The 17,775-nt window shown below is 71.1% G+C and carries 12 protein-coding genes; 2 read left to right on the forward strand and 10 right to left on the reverse strand.

Going from position 1 to position 17,775, the window contains the following annotated elements:
- Entirely contained in the window at window positions 1–1,446 is a 1,446-nt protein-coding gene (locus tag ACQYVW_RS03120; RefSeq protein ID WP_434946012.1) for a protein kinase domain-containing protein, read from the forward strand.
- Here ACQYVW_RS03120 and ACQYVW_RS03125 read toward each other — a convergent pair.
- The 10 genes from ACQYVW_RS03125 to ACQYVW_RS03170 all read right to left on the reverse strand — a co-directional run bounded on the left by ACQYVW_RS03125 (window position 1,443) and on the right by ACQYVW_RS03170 (window position 15,765).
- Window positions 1,443–1,793, reverse strand: coding sequence for a GFA family protein (locus ACQYVW_RS03125; RefSeq protein ID WP_434934612.1), 351 nt, complete (start codon window positions 1,791–1,793; stop codon window positions 1,443–1,445). The two genes, ACQYVW_RS03120 and ACQYVW_RS03125, sit on opposite strands and share 4 nt — an antisense overlap.
- Window positions 1,794–1,968: 175 nt before the next feature.
- Entirely contained in the window at window positions 1,969–3,834 is a 1,866-nt protein-coding gene (locus tag ACQYVW_RS03130) for a carboxypeptidase regulatory-like domain-containing protein (protein WP_434946013.1), read from the reverse strand.
- The gene (locus tag ACQYVW_RS03135; protein WP_434946014.1) at window positions 3,831–6,008 is read right to left on the reverse strand and encodes a hypothetical protein; all 2,178 of its coding nucleotides are present in this window, start codon (window positions 6,006–6,008) and stop codon (window positions 3,831–3,833) included. Before ACQYVW_RS03135 ends, ACQYVW_RS03130 begins: the two co-directional genes overlap by 4 nt.
- Complete coding sequence (locus ACQYVW_RS03140; RefSeq protein ID WP_434946015.1) at window positions 6,005–7,153, reverse strand: BatA domain-containing protein; 1,149 nt, start codon at window positions 7,151–7,153, stop codon at window positions 6,005–6,007. The genes ACQYVW_RS03135 and ACQYVW_RS03140 overlap by 4 nt, the downstream gene beginning before the upstream one ends.
- The gene (locus ACQYVW_RS03145; protein ID WP_434946016.1) at window positions 7,150–8,046 is read right to left on the reverse strand and encodes a DUF58 domain-containing protein; all 897 of its coding nucleotides are present in this window, start codon (window positions 8,044–8,046) and stop codon (window positions 7,150–7,152) included. The genes ACQYVW_RS03140 and ACQYVW_RS03145 overlap by 4 nt, the downstream gene beginning before the upstream one ends.
- A 14-nt stretch (window positions 8,047–8,060) precedes the next feature.
- Window positions 8,061–9,056, reverse strand: coding sequence for an AAA family ATPase (locus ACQYVW_RS03150; RefSeq protein WP_434946017.1), 996 nt, complete (start codon window positions 9,054–9,056; stop codon window positions 8,061–8,063).
- Between the two features lie 1,078 nt (window positions 9,057–10,134).
- Window positions 10,135–10,848, reverse strand: coding sequence for a DUF4159 domain-containing protein (locus ACQYVW_RS03155; protein ID WP_434934066.1), 714 nt, complete (start codon window positions 10,846–10,848; stop codon window positions 10,135–10,137).
- A gap of 106 nt (window positions 10,849–10,954) precedes the next feature.
- A complete protein-coding gene (locus ACQYVW_RS03160; protein ID WP_434946018.1) occupies window positions 10,955–12,289 on the reverse strand; it encodes a TldD/PmbA family protein in 1,335 nt (444 codons plus the stop codon).
- A gap of 21 nt (window positions 12,290–12,310) precedes the next feature.
- Entirely contained in the window at window positions 12,311–13,945 is a 1,635-nt protein-coding gene (locus ACQYVW_RS03165; protein ID WP_434946019.1) for a TldD/PmbA family protein, read from the reverse strand.
- A 185-nt stretch (window positions 13,946–14,130) separates the two neighbouring features.
- Window positions 14,131–15,765 (reverse strand): TldD/PmbA family protein, encoded by a 1,635-nt coding sequence (locus tag ACQYVW_RS03170; RefSeq protein WP_434934045.1) that lies wholly within the window; start codon window positions 15,763–15,765, stop codon window positions 14,131–14,133.
- Window positions 15,766–15,926: 161 nt separating this feature from the next.
- Here ACQYVW_RS03170 and ACQYVW_RS03175 point away from each other — a divergent pair, with 161 nt between their 5' ends.
- Window positions 15,927–17,741: a DUF885 domain-containing protein gene (locus ACQYVW_RS03175; RefSeq protein WP_434946020.1), complete on the forward strand. Its 1,815-nt coding sequence runs from the start codon at window positions 15,927–15,929 to the stop codon at window positions 17,739–17,741.
- Window positions 17,742–17,775: the final 34 nt, after the last annotated feature.

Below are 17,775 nucleotides of genomic sequence, written 5' to 3' on the forward strand. Positions count from 1 at the left end.
ATGAAGCTGCAGCCCGGACAGGCGATCGGCGGCTACACCCTGCTGGCGCCGCTGCATGAAGGCGGCATGGCCACGCTGTGGCGGGTCTCGCATCCGCAGCAGGCCTTCCCCCTGCTGATGAAGCTGCCGCACCTGGGGTATGGCGAGGACGTGGCGAAGCTGGTGGGTTTCGAGGTCGAGCGCATGCTGATGCCGGCGCTGTCCGGCGGGCACGTGCCGCGATACGTGGCCAGCGGCGACGACGGCGACCAGCCCTGGCTGGTGATGGAACATGTGCAGGGCGAGACCTTGCGCGTGCTGCTCGAGGATGCGCCGCAACCGGTGGACCGCGTCGCGGCGCTGGGCGCGCTGGCCGCGACCGCGCTGGAGGACCTGCACCGGCAGCACGTGGTGCATCTGGACATCAAACCCAGCAACCTGATGCTGCATGTCGATGCCAGCGGCACCGAGCGCATCGTGCTGATCGATTTCGGCCTGTCGCACCATGCACAGCTGCCCGACCTGCTGGGCGAGCAGTTCCACATCCCGCTCGGCACCGCGCCCTACATCTCGCCGGAACAGGTGCTGGGCGTGCGCGACGATCCGCGCAGCGACCTGTTCGCGCTGGGCGTGGCCCTGTACCACCTGGCGACCGGGCAGCGCCCGTTCGGCAACCCCACCAGCCAGCGCGGCCTGCGCCGCCGGCTGTACCGGGATCCGGCCCCGCCGCGGGCGCTACATCCGGAGATCCCGCGCTGGTTCCAGGAGATCGCGCTGCGCTGCCTGGAGGTGGACCCGGATGCGCGCCACCCCAGCGCCGCGCAGCTAGCCTTCGATCTCGCTCATCCCGAGCAGGTGCCGCTCGGCGAACGCGCCGAGCGCGCGCGCCGCGATGGCCGGCTGCGCGTGGCCCGACGCTGGTTCAGCGCGCTGGGGCGGGAACCGCTGGCCGAGCCGCGCCCCGCCACCACCGCGCGCGATGCGCCGCTGGTGATGGTGGCGCTCGACACGCGCCAGCAGGATCGCGAACTCGACGCCGCGCTCAACGACCTGGTGCAGCGCATCGTGCAGACCTCGCCGGGTGCGCGACTGGCCTGCGTGACGGTCATGCGCACCGCGCGCGTGGGCATGGACAGCAACCTCGACGAGGCCGGGCGCAACCGGCACGTCAAGCGCCTGGTGGCGATGCGCCACTGGGCGCGCACGCTGCGCCTGCCCGACCACCGGATCACCTTCCACGTGCTCGAGTCCAGCGACGTGGCCGAGGCCCTGGTCGCGTTCTCGCGCGACAGCGGCATCGATCATGTCGTGATGGGCGCCCGCGGCATCACCGGCATGCGCCGCATCCTCGGCAGCGTCTCGGCGCGCGTGGTGGCCGAGGCCGACTGCACGGTCACCGTGGTGCGCGGCGCGCGCGTCGCGGGCGCACCGCCGATCCCGGCCGCGTCGGGACCGCCGGTCGCCTAGTAGCTGGCGCCGTCGACCGCGACCACGTCCAGGCCGCCAAGATCGACCCCGGGCAGGCAGCGCACGTTGACCATGACCATCGCCGCGCCGTCCCCGCCCTTGCCTTCGCTGAAGGGCGCGACGCCGCAGGTGGCACAGAAGTGGTGGGCCACCGCCTCGCGGTTGAAACGGTAGGTGGACAACTGCGCTTCCGGCGTCTTCAGCGTGAGCGCTGCGCGCGGGAACGCAGCCAGCAGCCCGCCACGCCGCCTGCACATCGAGCAGTTGCAATCGTAGACCTGCCCGATCTCCCCCTCGACCTCGAACGCGATCGCGCCGCAGTGACAGCTGCCTTCGTATCGGGCCATTGCCTTGCCTCCATTCGGGTGTGCGACGAGGGTACGCCAGCTGTCCGCGCCTGTCGTGGCGGATCGACGCGCGCACGGCCAGGTCCAGGCGTACCGGCGAACGCTCGCGCAGCCCGCAGGCAGCGCGGGAACGCTGCGGACGGACTCTGGCTGGCGCGCGCCGTCCGCGCGGTCGTCAGTTCGCGTCGCCCACTGGCCGCGTCCGCGCATCCCCGTTCCGCGCGTCCGCGGCCAGGCCCAGCCGCGAACGCTCCAGCCACCAGGCCAACACCGCCAGCAGCAGCCAGCCCAGCAGCCAGGGCCATGCCGGTCCGCGCGCAAGCGGCGATTCGTGGGCGGGCGATGCGCCGGCGACGGCGTCCGGCAGCGCGGTCGACAGCGACAGGGTGGCATCGCGCAGTTCGGCCAGGCGCAGCGGCGCGTCGGCATCGGCTGCCGCGACATGGAACCAGCGCTCGGCTTCGTCCAGCCGCAGCCGGTGCCAGCCTGCGAGCGTGGGCCACGCACCGGCGCATCGACGCGCGCCGCTGGCAGGATCGACCAGCGGCTGCAGCACGCTGCCATCGGGGCCCTCGACCACGGCGCCCTCCGGCCAGTCGCACAGTTGCAGCCGCTCGCCCACGCGTGCATTCGCCGCGACCAGCGGCAGGCTGTCGGCATGCGCACGCGCGAGCGTGGACAGCGCCGGACCCCACAGCGCATCGAACAGGTCGGCGCGGCCATGCAAAGGCAGCACATAGCTGTCGAGCAGCGCCCACAGCCCGATCCGGCCGCGGCCCTCGTCGCGCCACCAGCCGGCCGGCGCTTCAGCGGGCGGCGCGAACGCCACCGCACCCGCTCCCTCTACGCGCCAGCCGCGCCGCGACAGCGCGGGCACCGGCGCCTGTGCCTGCTCGAGATCGAAGGGCGCATCGCGGCGACCGCTGCCCAGCCGCGCGCGCAGGGCCTGCTCATCGTCCAGGCGCATCGGCGGCAATGCCCAGGGCGCGCTGCCGCTGCCGCCCTCGATCGCGAAACCGGGCGCACGCAAGCTGCGCAGCGCCGCCGCTGCCAGCGGCGTATCCGCACGCAGCAGCAGGCCCAGGCCACCGCGTACCGCCTCCAGCACCCGCGCGCGACCGCCCTCGCCTAGCCCGGACCAGGCCCGCGCATCCACCAGCAGCAGGTCGGCCTCGGCCAGCGCGTCCGCGTCCAGCGGCGCCGCACCCAGCTGCAGGCCGCCGCCCAGCGCGATGCGCGCCTGCACCTGCGCCCCCGCATCGACCAGCCAGCGGCGCAGCGCGCGCGTCTCGGGCCCGGGCGCGCCGGCCAGCAGCAGCACGCGCGGGGCCGCCGGCGTTTCGATCCACAGCGGCACCCCGGACTGCGCCACCGGGGCCTGGTCGGCAGCGAGCACGCGCAGTTCGAACTGCGCCGGCCCCGCCTCCATCGCCACGCCACGCACGCGGAAGTCGCCGGCCTCGTCCAGGGCGACTGTGTCGATGCGGCGACCGGCCGGATCGTGCAGGGCCACGCTGCCGCCGGCAACGCCTTCGACGCGTCCACCGATGTCGAACTCCGCGCCGCGCACGATCCGTTCCGGCAACGACAGCCGCACCAGGCCCGCGGGCAGCGGCGGCGCTTCGAAGGCGATTGCGGCCGCGCGTGCCGCTTCGCGGTCGCGTGCGACCAGGCCGGCGCCGAGGATGCGGAGATGGCGGCTGCCGGGATGCCAGCGCAGTGCGGTGGCCAGGTCGGGCGCGCGCTCGGCCTCGCCGGGATCGGACGCTTCCGGCAGCGCCACCACCACATCCCCCGCGCCCGCATCGGCCGCGGTTGCGCCTTCGGTCAGCACGACCAGGCTGGCCGGATCGAGCGCACGCTGCGGCGGAAACAGCCCCAGGTACAGCGCGCCCGCCAGCAACGGCTGCAGCGCCAGCAGCAGCGCCAGCCGCCAGCGGCGTGGATGGCGTGGATCGGCGCGATGCGCGCGCCACAGCCGCAGCATCGCCACGACCACGGCCAGCGCGAGCAGCAGGACGATGAATGCGTGCAGGGTCATGGCGTCTCCGGCCCCCCGTCCAGGGCCTCGAGATAGCGGCGCCCGGCCGCGTCGCCGTCGCGCCGCCCGAAGGCAGCGGCCGGACGCGGCAGCGCGCTCCAGACCAGTCCGCGCAACGCGTCGCGGCAGTCGGCGCAGCCCGGTTGCTGGCGCAGCGCGTCGATCGCGGCGATCCAGGCCAGGGGATCCTCGAGCCGGTCGCGGTTGGCCTCTGTCCATGCCTGCAGCGCATCGAGCGTCGCCGGCAGCGTGTCGTCCGCTGCCGCGTCGAGCGAACGCCAGGCGTTGGACAGCGCCGGTTCGATGGCCGCTTCGGCGAGCGGCGGCAGCGCGCGGTTGCGCAGCGCGCTGCGATCGCCGCCCAGGCGCCGGGTCTCGTCGATCGGCGGCAGCTGCGTGCCCACGCGTTGCAGGTAGATGCGTTCGGCCTGCTGCACCTGCTTGATCAGCTCCAGCGCACGGTGGGCATAGGGCAACGCCTGGTCGGGCGCGGCCTGGCGCAGGTGCAGTTCGGACTGCCACATCTCGCGCAGCGCGCTGCGCAAGGTCTCCCGCGTCCCGGGATCGAGCAGGGTGGCGGCTTCGGCGATGTCATGGGTATGGCCGAACTCTTCCAGCACGTCGCCGACATTGCCGAAGCCGGCCGGCGCGGGCGCACCGGGCGCTGGCGGCTCGTGATCGTGATCGTGCTCGTCTCCATGCGCATCGGCCACAGCGGCTGGTGCGTCGTTGGTGGGCAGGTCGCTGGTCGGGAGATCATTGGTCGGCGGCGCGCTGCCGCCTTCGCTCTCCTCGCCCAGGAACTGGCCGTAGCGCAGGCGCAGCAGGCGCTGGTCGACGCCGAGGAGGTCGGAACGCCGCTCGAACTCGGTCGCAGCAAGTCCTGGGCGCTCGCGCAGCAGGGCCTCGGCATCGATGATAATCTGGCGCTGGCTGCGGAAATAGGCCGGCAGGATCTGCCGCGCCAGGCCATCCAGGCCCTCGGCGCCCAGCACCGGCTCCGGCGGCCAGCGCAGGATCACGCTGGCGCTGCGCGACAGCTGCGGTTGCGGCGCGCGGTTGTCCAGCACCTCGAGCCGCGCGACCAGGTCCTCGCCACGCTGCAGGCCGAAGTCCGATGGGCGCAGGTCCAGCTCGAAGCGGCGGCCGCGCGCATCGCCCCTGCCCTGCAGCACGCGCACGTGTTCGTGGAAGCGGATGTTCTCGCCGGTGCCCTCGGTGCGGGTCAGCAGCAGGCGCGCGGAAGGCGCCACGCCGTGGTCGTCCATCGCCTCGAACCGCAGCGGCCAGCGATCCTGTCCGGGCGAAAGCAGGGTCAGTCCACGTTCGGGGGCCAGCACGCGCACGCGCGGCGGCAGGTCTGGCACGGCGTCGAGGCGATGCAGGGGCGACGCGCCCGCATCCTCGGCGCCCGCCGGGACCACGCGGTAGAGCGTGGAGGCCTCCAGCACCAGGCTGGTCGTCCACTCCTCGCCCTCGCGCTGCAAGGCCAGGCGTTCGCCATCGTGGAAGACCAGGGCCACCGCGTCGGGCTGCGGCGCGAAGCGCAGCCGCCAGCGCAGCGTGCTGCCGACGGCGGCCTCGGCGTCGAGCGACTGCAGGGTGGATGCATCCTGGCCGGTATAAGCCGGCGGCTGTACCCGCAGCGACTGCGCGACCAGCCGCGGCGCTTCGAGGGCGTCCGCGCCATCCGCCACCGGCGGCACCCGCGCAGGCGATGACGAGGAGACGGACCACAGCGCCAGCGCCAGGCAGGCGGCGGCCAGCATCGCCCAGGCCAACGCGATCGCGCGCATCGACCAGGGCGGACGCAGGTCGGGCGCCGGCCGCTCACGCAGGCGCTGCTCCAGGCGGGCACGCTGCAGACGCTGAAGGGGGGCCAGGGCTTCGTCCTGCAGGAACAGCAGGCCGCTGCTGTCCTCCAGATCGCGCCGCGCGGCGTCCAGGCGCGCCACCAGCCAGGCGCGGTCGAAGCGGCGCTGCCTGCGCAGTCCAGCGGCGATGACCACCAGCAATCCCGGCACGCCGGCCGCGACCGCCGCGTCCACACCCCAGACCCGCCAGGCCAGTGCCGCGAGGGCCAGCGGCAGCGGTGCCCAGCGCGCCAGCGTGTCGGCCAGCACGCGCCTGCGCACGCGCGCCAGCAGGCCGTCCAGCGCCACGCGCGCCGTCATGCCGCCGCTCCGCGCCGGCGGGCGCTGGCCAGCCAGCGCTCGAGCAGGAACAGCAGCGCGATGAGCAGCGCCAGCCACGGGCGCAGATCATGAGGCTCGGCTTGCGGTGCCTGCGCGCCCGACAGCGGACTGTAGTCGGCAGCGGCCACCGCGGTCGGCGGTGGCACGGGCTGCAGCACCTCGCGCATCTTTCGTGGAAGCGACGGCTCGAGCAGTTGCGGCATCGCGGCGGGCGCGAGCGGGCGCGTCAGCTGCAGCAGCCGTCCGCGGCCGTGCGTGGCCGCCTGCAGCAGCGGAGCCCCGGCGTCGTCGCGCCAGACCACGGCCTGCGCGTCGACGGTCGCGGCCGCCGCAACCGGCAGCAGCAGTTGCCCGCCCTGCTCCACCCACGCCATCAGCGCCGGCGGCAGCGGCCCTTCGCGCAGCCAGGCGAGCACATCGGCGTCCCCGGAAGGCAGGCTGGGTGACTCGGCGATATCGGCCCCGGCATCCGGGTCATCCCGCCACGCCAGCGCGAGCGCACGCAGGTAGCCGGCCGCTTCGCGATGGGCCGCGTCGTGGCGGACCGCCAGCCGCGGCGGCTCGCTGTTCGCCGGCTCAGGCCAGGTGCCGCCGGGCACGATCCGCCAGTCCACCTCGCGCGCCAGCCGCAGGCGTGCGCCATCGGCGCCGGTCAGGCGCTGCGGCAGTAGCACCGCGAGCGGCGCGCCGGCGGGCAGCGTGGCATCGAATTCGCGCAACAGGCTGGCGACGGGAGCGTCGCCCGCCGGTGCCGGCTGCTCCAGCGTGGGAAAGCCTGGCGCCAGCCAGCGCGCATCGGCCTGCGTATCCGCGCGCGCCTGCGCGACCACCGACGCATCCACGCCCGGCACCACCAGCAGGCGCGGCTGCAGGTCCTGCACGCCCAGCAGCGCGGGTCTTGCCAGCCACAGCGCCAGCAGCACCAGCAGCAACAGCCGCACCGCCAGCAGCCAGGGTTCGTCGAAGCGCAGCCGCCGGCGCGGCTTCGGTCGCGCGCGCAGCCAGCGCAGCGCGGCGAACACGGTTGGCCGCTGCTGCTGGCGCCGTGCCAGATGGATCAGCAGCGGCAGTGCCAGCGCGGCGAGCGCGGCCAGCGCGGCTGGCATGAGCAGGACGGCATTCATGCGTCGGCAGCGCCCGCCCCGGCGCCGAACAGCGCGTGCAGGGGCCGCAGTGCCGGCTCGTCGAGCACGTGCACGGCGCTGCGGATACCGGCCTGGGCGAACCGCGTCTGCAGCGCACGCTGCGCCTCGCCGAAGCGCGCCAGGAACTCGGCGCGCAGCGCGCGCGCATCGCCGGGCAGCGCTTCCCCGGTTTCCGGATCGATGAAACGGCGCCCGTCATCGAACGGGAAATCGCGCTCGGCCACGGTCAGCAGCTGGATCGCGAGCACTTCGCGTCGTGCGGCGGCGAGGCGGCTGGACAGCTCCGGCAGGGCCGGGTCGAGGAAGTCGCCCAGCACCACCACCAGGTCCTCGGCCGCGATCCGCTCCCACAGCGGACGCAGCCGCGCTTCCGCCGGCACCCCGCCGCCGGCCTCGATGCGATCGAGCGCGAATAGAAGGCGCTCGCGCTGGCGACTGCCCGCGGCGGCCGGCACCAGCGTCAGCGCGTCCTCGCGCAGCGCCACCAGGCCGGCACGGTCGCCCTGGCGCAATGCGACCTCGGCGATGCAGGCCGCCAGCACGCGCGCGGCGTGCAGCCGCGTGTAACCGGGGCGTGTCTCGTCGGCCTGGCCCATCGAGGCGCTGGCGTCGAGTACCAGCCACACCGCCAGCGGGCTGTCGCGCTCGGCCTCGCGGACGAAGAAGCGGTCGCTGCGCGCATACAGCTTCCAGTCGATGCGGCGCGGCTCGTCGCCAGGCTCATAGCCGCGATATTGCGAGAATTCCAGGCCGGCGCCCTTGTCGCGGCTGCGGTGCTGGCCGCCGCCGCGCAGCGCGCTGGCCCGGCGCGAGACGATGCGCAGCCCGCGCAGCTGTGCACGCAGGCCCGGATCGACCGGATCGAGAGGCATCGGACTGCGTCCGCTCAGCCGCCCCGCTGCGGCACGTCACGCAGCAGCGCGGCGATCACTTCGTCTGGACGCTTGCCCTCGGCCTCGGCCGCAAACGACAGCAGCAGGCGATGGCGCAGTACCGGTGCGGCCAGCGCCTGCACGTCCTCGCGCGTGGCCGCCAGGCGGCCGTGCAGCAGCGCACGGGCCTTGGCGGCCAGCACCAGCGACTGCCCGGCGCGCGGACCGGCGCCCCACTTCACATAGTCGCGCACCACCTGGGGCGCGGAATCGCCGGGGCGTGTGGCACGCACCAGCCGGGTGATCCAGGCCATGAGGTCGTCGCCGACGTGCACCTGGCGCACCAGCGCCTGCAGCGCCAGCACGTCCTCGCCGCCCATCACCCGCGGCACCTGCGCCGTGGCGCCGCCGGTGGTCTGGGCGATGATCGCGCGCTCCTCGTCCTCGCCCGGATAGTCGAGCGCGATGTGCAGCAGGAAGCGGTCCAGCTGCGCTTCCGGCAGCGGATAGGTGCCGGCCTGTTCGATCGGGTTCTGCGTAGCAAGCACGAAGAACGGCGCCGGCAGCGCGTGGGTGACGCCGGCGAAGCTCACGGTGTGCTCCTGCATCGCCTCCAGCAGCGCGGCCTGGGTCTTGGGCGGGGTGCGGTTGAGCTCGTCGGCCAGCAGCAGGTTGGTGAACACCGGCCCCTGCTGGAAGCGGAATGCGCGACGCCCGGTGCCGTGGTCCTCTTCCAGCAGCTCGGTGCCGAGCAGGTCGCTGGGCATCAGGTCGGGAGTGAACTGCACGCGCCGGAACTGCAGCTCCAGCGCCTGCCCCAGCGTTCGCACCAGCAGGGTCTTGCCCAGGCCGGGCACGCCCTCCAGCAGGCAGTGACCACCGGCGAGCAGGCCGGTGAGCAGCTGCTCGACCACGTCGTGCTGGCCGACGATCGCGGTGGCGATGGCGGCGCGCAGGTCGGACAGCCGCTCGACGCGGGACTGGATGTCGGATTCGGTGAGTGACTTCATGTGGGAGTCTTCGTCATGCTGTGAAATGACATGCAGGGCATTCGGAAACGCGTGGGACCCAAGTGTTGCATTCGCGAAGCGGCTTGACGTTCTTCCAGCCGGGACCGCAATCCCCGCGGTCGACACGGGTTGCTTCTTCCAACGAAGCCGGCTGGGACACGGGTTGAATCCGGGCTTGCGGCACGAGGCCGCCCCGGCCGGGAGTTGCTCCTCGGCTCGGTCAGCCATCCATGGCTGACTCGCCGCCGCAGCGCATCCATGCGCTGCTCTCCGCAACCCCCGCCCCGGGACGACCATTGGCCCTTCCTCTCATGGCTTCGATCGCCCGAAGAGCCACTGCCGATCGAAGGGTGGAACCGGCAGACCCGGTGAGCCGCGCCCTGCCGGCCGGGGGTCGCTCTTCGCTCGGTCGGGGCATCCTGCCCCGACTCGCGCGCAGAACATCCATGTTTTGCTTGCCGCGACCCCCGGGCGTCAGGACGCGGATCACTGGTTATGTTGAGTCGACGTTTCGGCTGCCAGGAACTTTGGGCTTCGGGATCCGAGCCACCACGGCGGAAGGTCCATGGCCTTCGCGGCGCGGAACTTGCTCCCCCGACCCGCTCGGCCGGCTTCGCGATCCGGCCCTGCGCGGCGCACCGGGTGATGGCGCGCAGCCGCGATGTACCGTACGCGCTCACATCCGGGCAACTCGAACTGCAGCGCCATGCGTCGCGATCCTGAACGACTGGCGGCCTTCGCGCATCGCGTCCTCGATCATCAGGCAACCGGGAAAGCCGCTGCTCGGGAAAGCGTCGAAGCAACAGCCTCGGTGAGCCGTGCCCTGCCGGCCGGGGATCGCGGTAAGCAAGACATGGATGTCTTGCGCGCGAGTCAGGGCAGGATGCCCTGACCGAGCGGAGAGCGATCCCCGGTCGGCAGGGCACGGCGTCGGTCCGAAGTCCAGATCGGACTCCATCGAGCGAGGCCCAACATCCTGCAAGCAGGAAGAAGCGCCACGCGTTGGATTCCAGCTTTCGCCGCAACGGCGGCTCGTGTCGGGTTGTGACTGGAGCCCGGTACATCTTGGTGCCCATGCTCATGCCGTCAGCGCATAGACCACGATATTGACCGCGAACTTGGTGTTGTCCTCGGCCAGGAAGCGCTTGTTGCGCCAGTCGTAGTCCCATTCGCAGCCGTAGTCCTTGTTGCTGTAGAGCACGCCGAGCCGGCCATCGATGCTGATGCCCTTGAGGTAGTCGTGCACCAGATCGTCACCCCAGCCGTTGAGTTCGAAGCTGGTCGCGGGAGGCCCGTCCGGGAAACGGAAGAAGCTGCTGTAGATCGCGTGGCTGTTGGGCAGCTTCGCCAGCGCGCGCGGCCCGAAGATCGACGCCATCTGCGCCTCGAACGACTTCGCGAACAGGCCGTCGATGTCGTGGTTGCAGTCGTCGACGAACACGAAACCGCCGTTGCGCACGTAGCGCTCGAAGTTGCGCCGCTCGGCCGGGTTGAACTCCACCAGCTTGTGCCCGGCCAGGTAGCAGAAAGGGGCCGACAGCATCTTCGGGTCGGCCAGCTCGACCACATGCTCCTTCGGATCCACGCGCAGGCCGGTGTAGTCGATCAGCGAGGTGATCAGGTTCGACGGCATGCGCTCGTCGACGTCCCAGTCGCCCGAGTCGTACTTCAGCCGAGTGAACCAGAAGTCGTAGCTGGCGCTGCCGGACGCGGCGAGCGGGCCGGATTTCGCAGCCAGCCAACCGCCGACCGCGGCGCCGAGCCCCAGCCGCAGGAACCGGGCGCGGGTCATACCGGTGGCGGTCATGCGGATACCGATCCAGCCGTCTCCGCAGGCGGCCGCCGTGCCGGCCCTTCCCCGCATGCGGGGAAGGGTGCAAGGCAGGTTCGGCGTTGCGTCACACCGCGTCGGACAGCGAGGTGAAGGTGAAGTCGCGCAGGCGCATCGGCGGGATCATCATCGCGAAGCGTGACTCGTCCCCGCTCACCCGCACCGGCTTGCCGAGCTCGTCGATGTTGTTGAGCATGATCACCGGCGATTCGTTGAAGCGGAAGTTCTTGACCGGGTGCCGGATCTGGCCGTTCTCGATGTAGAAGGTGCCGTCGCGGGTCAGGCCGGTCAGCAGCACGGTCTGCGGATCGACCATGCGGATGTACCAGGTGCGCGTGACCAGGATGCCGCGCTCGGTCTCGCGCACCAGGTCGGCGGTCGACTTGGTGCCGCCCGACATGATCAGGTTGCCCGGCGTGGCCACCGGCTCGCGTCCCTGCTGCTGCGCCCAGTAGCGCGAATACAGCATGTTTGCGACCTTGCCGTTCTCGATCACCGGCATGCGCTTGCGCGCCATGCCCTCGTCGTCCCAAGGCAGGACCGGAGCATCGGGATCGGCAGGATCCGCCCAGATGTTGACGCGCGGATCGTAGACCTGCTCGCCGAGCTTGTTGCCGCCGCCCTTCTTCGACAGGAAACTGCGGCCTTCATCGGCCTGGCGGGCGTCGAAGAAGAACATCATGAACGAGATCAGCCCCGCGGCCGCGTGCGGCTCGAGGATCACGGTGTACTTGCCGGGCTCCAGCGCCTTGGCATCGGCCGAGTCGCGGGCCTTGCGGATGGCGATGGCCACGTCGCGCTCGGCGCTGAACTGCGAGATGTCGGTGACGTTGCGCCCCACCCAGCCCGAGCCGCGACCGTCCTCGGTGCGCACCGTGCAGGTGTAGTCGGCGCTGGTCGAGGTCTGGTAACCGAAGTTGCCGTTGCTGTTGGCGATCGCGGTGAACGAGCGGCTGTCCTCGAGGAAGCCCGCCGCCACCAGGCCGGCCGGCCGGCACGGCGCGATCGAATCGGCCGCTACCTGCGCACGGTATTCCGGCGTGATCGCCGCAGTGGCGGCGCTGTGGGTGCTGGTCGCGGTATAGGCCTGCTTGCCGATGGCCGGCATGAACTCCGGGTTCTCGGGCGCCAGCCGCGCCAGATCCTCCGCCCGGCGCACCACGCGCTCGAGCGAGGCGTCGTCGAACTCGTTGATGGTCGCGGTGCCGACGCGCTTGCCGAACGCGACCGAGACGCCCAGCTCCACGTTGTCCACGATGCCGCTGGTGGACACGTCATTCAGCGCGAAACGGATGTTGCCGCTGTTGCTGCCGGAAAGCGTCGCGGTGCACTCGTCGGCCTTCGACAGTGCGATGGCCTTGTCGAGGATGGTCTTGGCTTCGGCTTCGGTGAAGATGCTCATGTACTGGATTCTCCTGTGCCGTCAGCCGAGCGAACGCGCGGTGTTGATGACGTTGATGCCGTTGAAACGCGCCGTGCTCGAGCCGTGCGAGACCGCCGACACCTGGCCCGGCTGCCCCTTGCCGTCGAAGAACGAGCCGCCCAGGCGGTAGTCGCTCACGTCGCAGATCGCCGAGCAGGCCGCCCAGAATTCCGGCGTGCGCAGCTGATAGGCCACGTCCTCGAGCATGCCGGTGATCTGGCCGTTCTTGATCTCGTAGAACAACTGGCCGCCGAACTGGGCGTTGTAGCGCTGCTGGTCGATCGAGAACGAGCCGTCGCCGATGATGTAGATGCCGTTCTCGACGTCCTTGATCATCTCCGCCGGCGAGAGCTTCTGCTTGCCCGGCGCCAGCGAAACGTTGGCCATGCGCTGGAACTGCACGCTCGACCAGGAGTCGGCATAGCAGCAGCCGTCCGACTCGGTCTTGCCGACGATATGGGCCTGGTCGCGGATGGTCTGGTAGTCCACCAGGATGCCGTCCTTCACCAGGTCCCAGCGCTTGCACTTCACGCCTTCGTCGTCGTAGCCCACCGCGCCGAGGCTGCCGGGCTGGGTCTTGTCGGCGAACAGGTTGACGATCTCGCTGCCGTAGCGGAAGCCGGACTCGCGCTTGTCGAGCGTGGCGAAGCTGGTGCCGGCGTAGTTGGCCTCGTAGCCCAGCACGCGGTCGAGTTCCAGCGGATGGCCGACGTTCTCGTGGATGGTCAGCCAGGTGTGCGAAGGATCGAGCACCAGGTCGTAGCGGCCGGGCTTGACCGACGGGGCCTTGAGCTTCTCCTGCGCCTGCTTCGCCGCGGCCACCGCGTCCTCGACCATGTCGTAGGACTGTCCGTAGTTGACCACGCCGTTGGGGGTGACGAACTTCTGCGAGGCGTCGCCATCGAGGTACTCGTAGCCCATTCCCATCGGCGCCGACAGGCCCTCGCGGGTGCGGAACTTGCCGGTGGCCTTGTCGATCGCGGTGACCGTCATCGGCGCCCAGATCCGGTGCACGTCCTGGTCGATGTAGGAGCCGTCGGTGGAGGCGAAGTACTTCTGTTCGTTGACCAGGAACAGGGTGGAATTGACGAAACTGGCGCCGGCGTTGGTCGCGGCCGCATTGACCGAGAGCAGCAGGTCGACCTTGTCCTTGATCGGCACTTCCATCGCGTTGCGCCGGATCGGCGTCTTCCACGAGACCTCGCCGAAGCCGGGCGCGGGCGCCAGCCGCACCGGCGCCGCCTGCACCCTGGCATTGGCCTTGGCGATCGCGGAGGCGCGCTGCGCGGCCTCGGCCACCGAGGCGGTGGTCAGGCCGTTGGTCGCGGCGAAGCCCCATGCGCCATCGACGATCACGCGCACGCCCACGCCGGTGGATTCGGTATTGACCACGTTCTGGACCTTGTCCTCGCGCGTCATCACGAACTGGCGCAGGTAGCGGCCGATGCGCACGTCGCAATAGCTGGCGCCGGCCGAACGCGCCGCCTGCAGGGCGGCATCGGCCAGCTGCTTCTTGATCGAGACGTCGAGCGTGGTGACAAGCTGCTCGGCGGCAACCGCCTTGCCGAGCCATGCGGGCAGCGCCAGGCTGCCCATACCGAGGCCGCCGAGGGCCAGGAAATCGCGTCGTTGCAAGGCCGTATCTCCGTTGTCGTGTCCGTGGCGCGGTGGCCGCGGCTCCGGAACGCGCATCGCGAACCGGCAGGAACCCCGATTCTCGACGCGGCGAGCACGCCAACGCAAATGACTTTCGGCACGGTCGCCCGGTCAGCGACGCAGACCCCGGCGTGCCTGGCCGTCCACGCCGCCGCGCGGCGCCGTCAGCCGAGCGATCGCGCGGTGTTGATCACGTTCTGCCCGTCGAAGCGCGTGGTGCTGGATCCATGCGAGACTGCCGAGACCTGTGAAGGCTGGCCCTTGCCGTCGAAGAACGATCCCCCCAGCCGGTAGTCGCGCTGGTCGCAGATCGCCGTGCAGGCGTTCCAGAATTCCGGCGTGCGGATCTGGTAGGCGCCATCCTCGACCAGGCCCTGCACCTCGCCGTTGCGGATGGCGAAGAACAGCTGGCCGCCGAACTGGGCGTTGTAGCGCTGCTGGTCGATCGAATACGAACCCCGGCCGTGGATGTAGAGGCCGTTCTCGACGCCGGCGATCATCTCCGGCACCGTCAGCGGCGCCTTGCCGGGCGCCAGCGAGACATTGGGCATGCGCTGGAACTGCACGTTCGACCAGGAGTCCGCATAGCAGCAGCCGTCGGACTCGTCCTTGCCCAGGATGTGCGCCTGGTCGCGGATCGACTGGTAGTCCACCAGCACGCCGCCCTTCACCAGGTCCCAGCGCTTGCACTTCACGCCCTCGTCGTCGTAACCGACCGCTCCGAGGCTGCCGGGCTGGGTCCTGTCGGCGACGAAGTTGACGATGTCGCTGCCCCAGCGGAAGCTGCCGCGCTTGTCGAGCGTGGCGAAGCTGGTGCCGGCGTAGTTGGCCTCGTAGCCCAGCACACGGTCGAGCTCGAGTGGATGGCCCACGTTCTCGTGGATGGTCAGGAACAGGTTGCTGGGATCGATCACCAGGTCGTAGCGGCCGGGCTTGACCGACGGCGCCTTCAGCTTCTCCTGCGCGTGCCTGGCCGCAGCCACCGCATCGGCGCGCATGTCGTAGGCGCGGCCATAGGCGACCACCCCGCCCGGAAGCTCGAAGCGCTGCGCCGGGTCGGGCGTGAGGTACTCGTAGCCCATGCCCATCGGCGCGGACAGGCCGTCGCGGGTGCGGAACCTGCCGCTGGCCTTGTCGATCGCGGTGACGGTGAACGGCGCCCAGATACGATGCACGTCCTGGTCGATGTAGGAGCCGTCGGTGGAGGCGAAATACTTCTGCTCGTTGATCAGGAACATGCGCGAACCGACGAAACTCGCGCCGGCCTCCAGCGCGGCGGCATTGACCGACAGCAGCAGGTCGAGCTTGTCGCGGACAGGCACCTCCATGCCGTTCCGCGCAATCGGGGTGCGCCAGGACACCTCGCCCACGCCCGGCGCCGGTGCCAGCCGCACCGGTTCGGACTGGATGCGCGCGTTGGCCCTGGCGATCGCCACGGCCTGCCGCGCAGCCGCCGCGACCGCGTCAGGGTCCAGCCGGCTGGTGGCGGCGAAGCCCCAGGCGTCGCCCGCGACCACGCGCACGCCGACCCCGACAGATTCCTCGTTCGCCACGTTTTCCACGCGGTGCTCGCGCGTGATCAGCGACTGGCGCAGATAGCGGCCGATGCGTACGTCGCAATGGCTGGCGCCCGCGTCGGTCGCGGCCTGCAGCGCGGCATCGGCCAGTTGTTTCTTCCTTGCCGGGTCGAGCGTTTCGAGCAGTTGCTCGGCGGCAATGGCACGGCCCAGCAGCAGCGGTGGCAGCATCGCGCCGCCTGCCGCAAGGCCTCCGAGGGCCAGGAATCCACGTCGCTGCATCGCCTGTACTCCATTGTCCTGCCAACCCTTGCAGCATAGTCGGCACCGGCGCCGCTGCGGCCATGACTTCCGGCACGGGTGCGGCAGCGCGGCCGGGGCCGCATACAGGAGAGGGCGGTGGCGACGCTATGCTGCACGGCTCCACCCATGCGACCCATGCCATGCGCCCAGCCCTGCTCGCCACCGCCATCCTCGCCGCCATGATCACCGCCTGCGGCGGCAACGCAGTCCCGCCCGACCGCGGCGTCGACCAGGCAGCCGCGCAGGCGCCAGGCCAGTCGCAGGCCGATGCCGCCTTCGCCGGACTCTCGCGCCGCTATCTCGACGAAGCCATGGCGCTGTCGCCCGTCGCGGCCACGCGGATCGGCGACCATCGTTTCGACGCCGAGCTCGACGACCTGTCCGAGTCGGGCCGCGCGAAGGCCGAAGCCTTCAACCAGCGCTACCTCGACGAGCTGGACGCGATCGACCTGGCCAGCCTCTCGCGCGAGAACCAGGTGGACGCGCGCATTCTTCGCAACCAGCTCGAATCGGCGCTGTGGGACAGCCGCCAGTTCCAGAGCTGGGCCTGGAATCCGCTGCTCTACAACGACCTCGCGGGCGGTGCGATCTACAGCCTGATGGCGCGCGAGTTCGCGCCGCTGCCCGATCGCCTGCAGGCGGCGGCCGCGCGCATGGAGAAGATCCCGGCGCTGCTGGCGCAGGCGCGGGCCAACCTCGACCCCGCGCGGGTCCCCCCCACCCATGCCGAGACGGTGGCCCGCCAGAACCGGGGCATGCTCGCCCTGGTGGACACCTTCATCACGCCGAACGCGAGCCAGCTGCAGGGCGCCGATCGCGAGCGTCTGGATGCGGCCGTCGCCGGGCTCCGCAGCGCGGTGGACGAACACCAGCGCTGGCTGGACGCCACCCTGGTGCCGAACGCCAGGGGCGAATTCCGCATCGGCGCCGAACGCTACGACCAGCAGCTGCGCTACTCGCTGAATTCCTCGCTCTCGCGGCAGGAGATCCGGCAGCGCGCCGAGGCCGAACTCGCACGCATCCGCGACGAGATGTACGCGGTCGCACGCAGCGTCCTGGCCGGCAAGGACGGCGCGCCGCCCACGCCCGAATCGCCGGACGAGGCGCAGAAGCAGGCGGCGATCGAGGCGGCGATGGAGTACGCCTACGCCGAGCGGCCCGGCCGCGACGAGGTGGTGGATTTCGCCCGGCAGACGCTCGACCAGGCCACCGCGTTCGTGCGCGAGCGGAACATCGTCACCGTGCCGGACGATCCGGTGAAGATCATCCTGATGCCCGAGTTCCAGCGCGGCGTGGCCGTGGCCTACTGCGACTCGCCTGGCCCGCTCGACAAGGGCCTGGACACCTACTACGCGATCTCGCCGATCCCCGAGGACTGGACCGATGCACAGGTCGACTCGTTCCTGCGCGAGTACAACGACTACATGATCCACGTGCTCTCGATCCACGAGGCGATGCCGGGACACTACCTGGAAGGCGCGCATTCGGCCGACCATCCCTCCACACTGCGCGCCGTGTTCCGCTCCGGCCCCTTCGCCGAGGGCTGGGCGGTCTACACCGAGCGCGTGCTGGCCGACGCCGGCTACCTGGGCGGTGATCCGCTGTTCCGCCTGATGCAGCTGAAGTTCTACGCGCGCTCGGTGGCCAACGCCATCCTCGACCAGGGCGTGCACGTGGATGGCTGGAGCAAGGAGCAGGCACTGGACCTGATGGTGCGCCAGACCTTCCAGCAGCAGAGCGAGGCCGAAGGCAAGTGGATCCGCGCGCAGCTGTCGTCGACCCAGCTGGCGACCTACTTCGTCGGCGCGCAGGAGCACTTCGACGCGCGACGCGCGGCCGAAGCCAAGGCCGGCGACGCGTTCGACATGAAGGCCTACCACGACGGCATCCTCGCGCAGGGCGCGCCGCCGGTGCGTTTTGCCCGCCAGCTGCTGCTGGACGAACCGATCGAGTAGTCCACGACGCATCGACGTGGCGTGTCGCGGTCGC

This window comes from Luteimonas campi (assembly GCF_051162505.1).
In the GTDB taxonomy this organism is placed as follows: Bacteria; Pseudomonadota; Gammaproteobacteria; order Xanthomonadales; family Xanthomonadaceae; genus Luteimonas.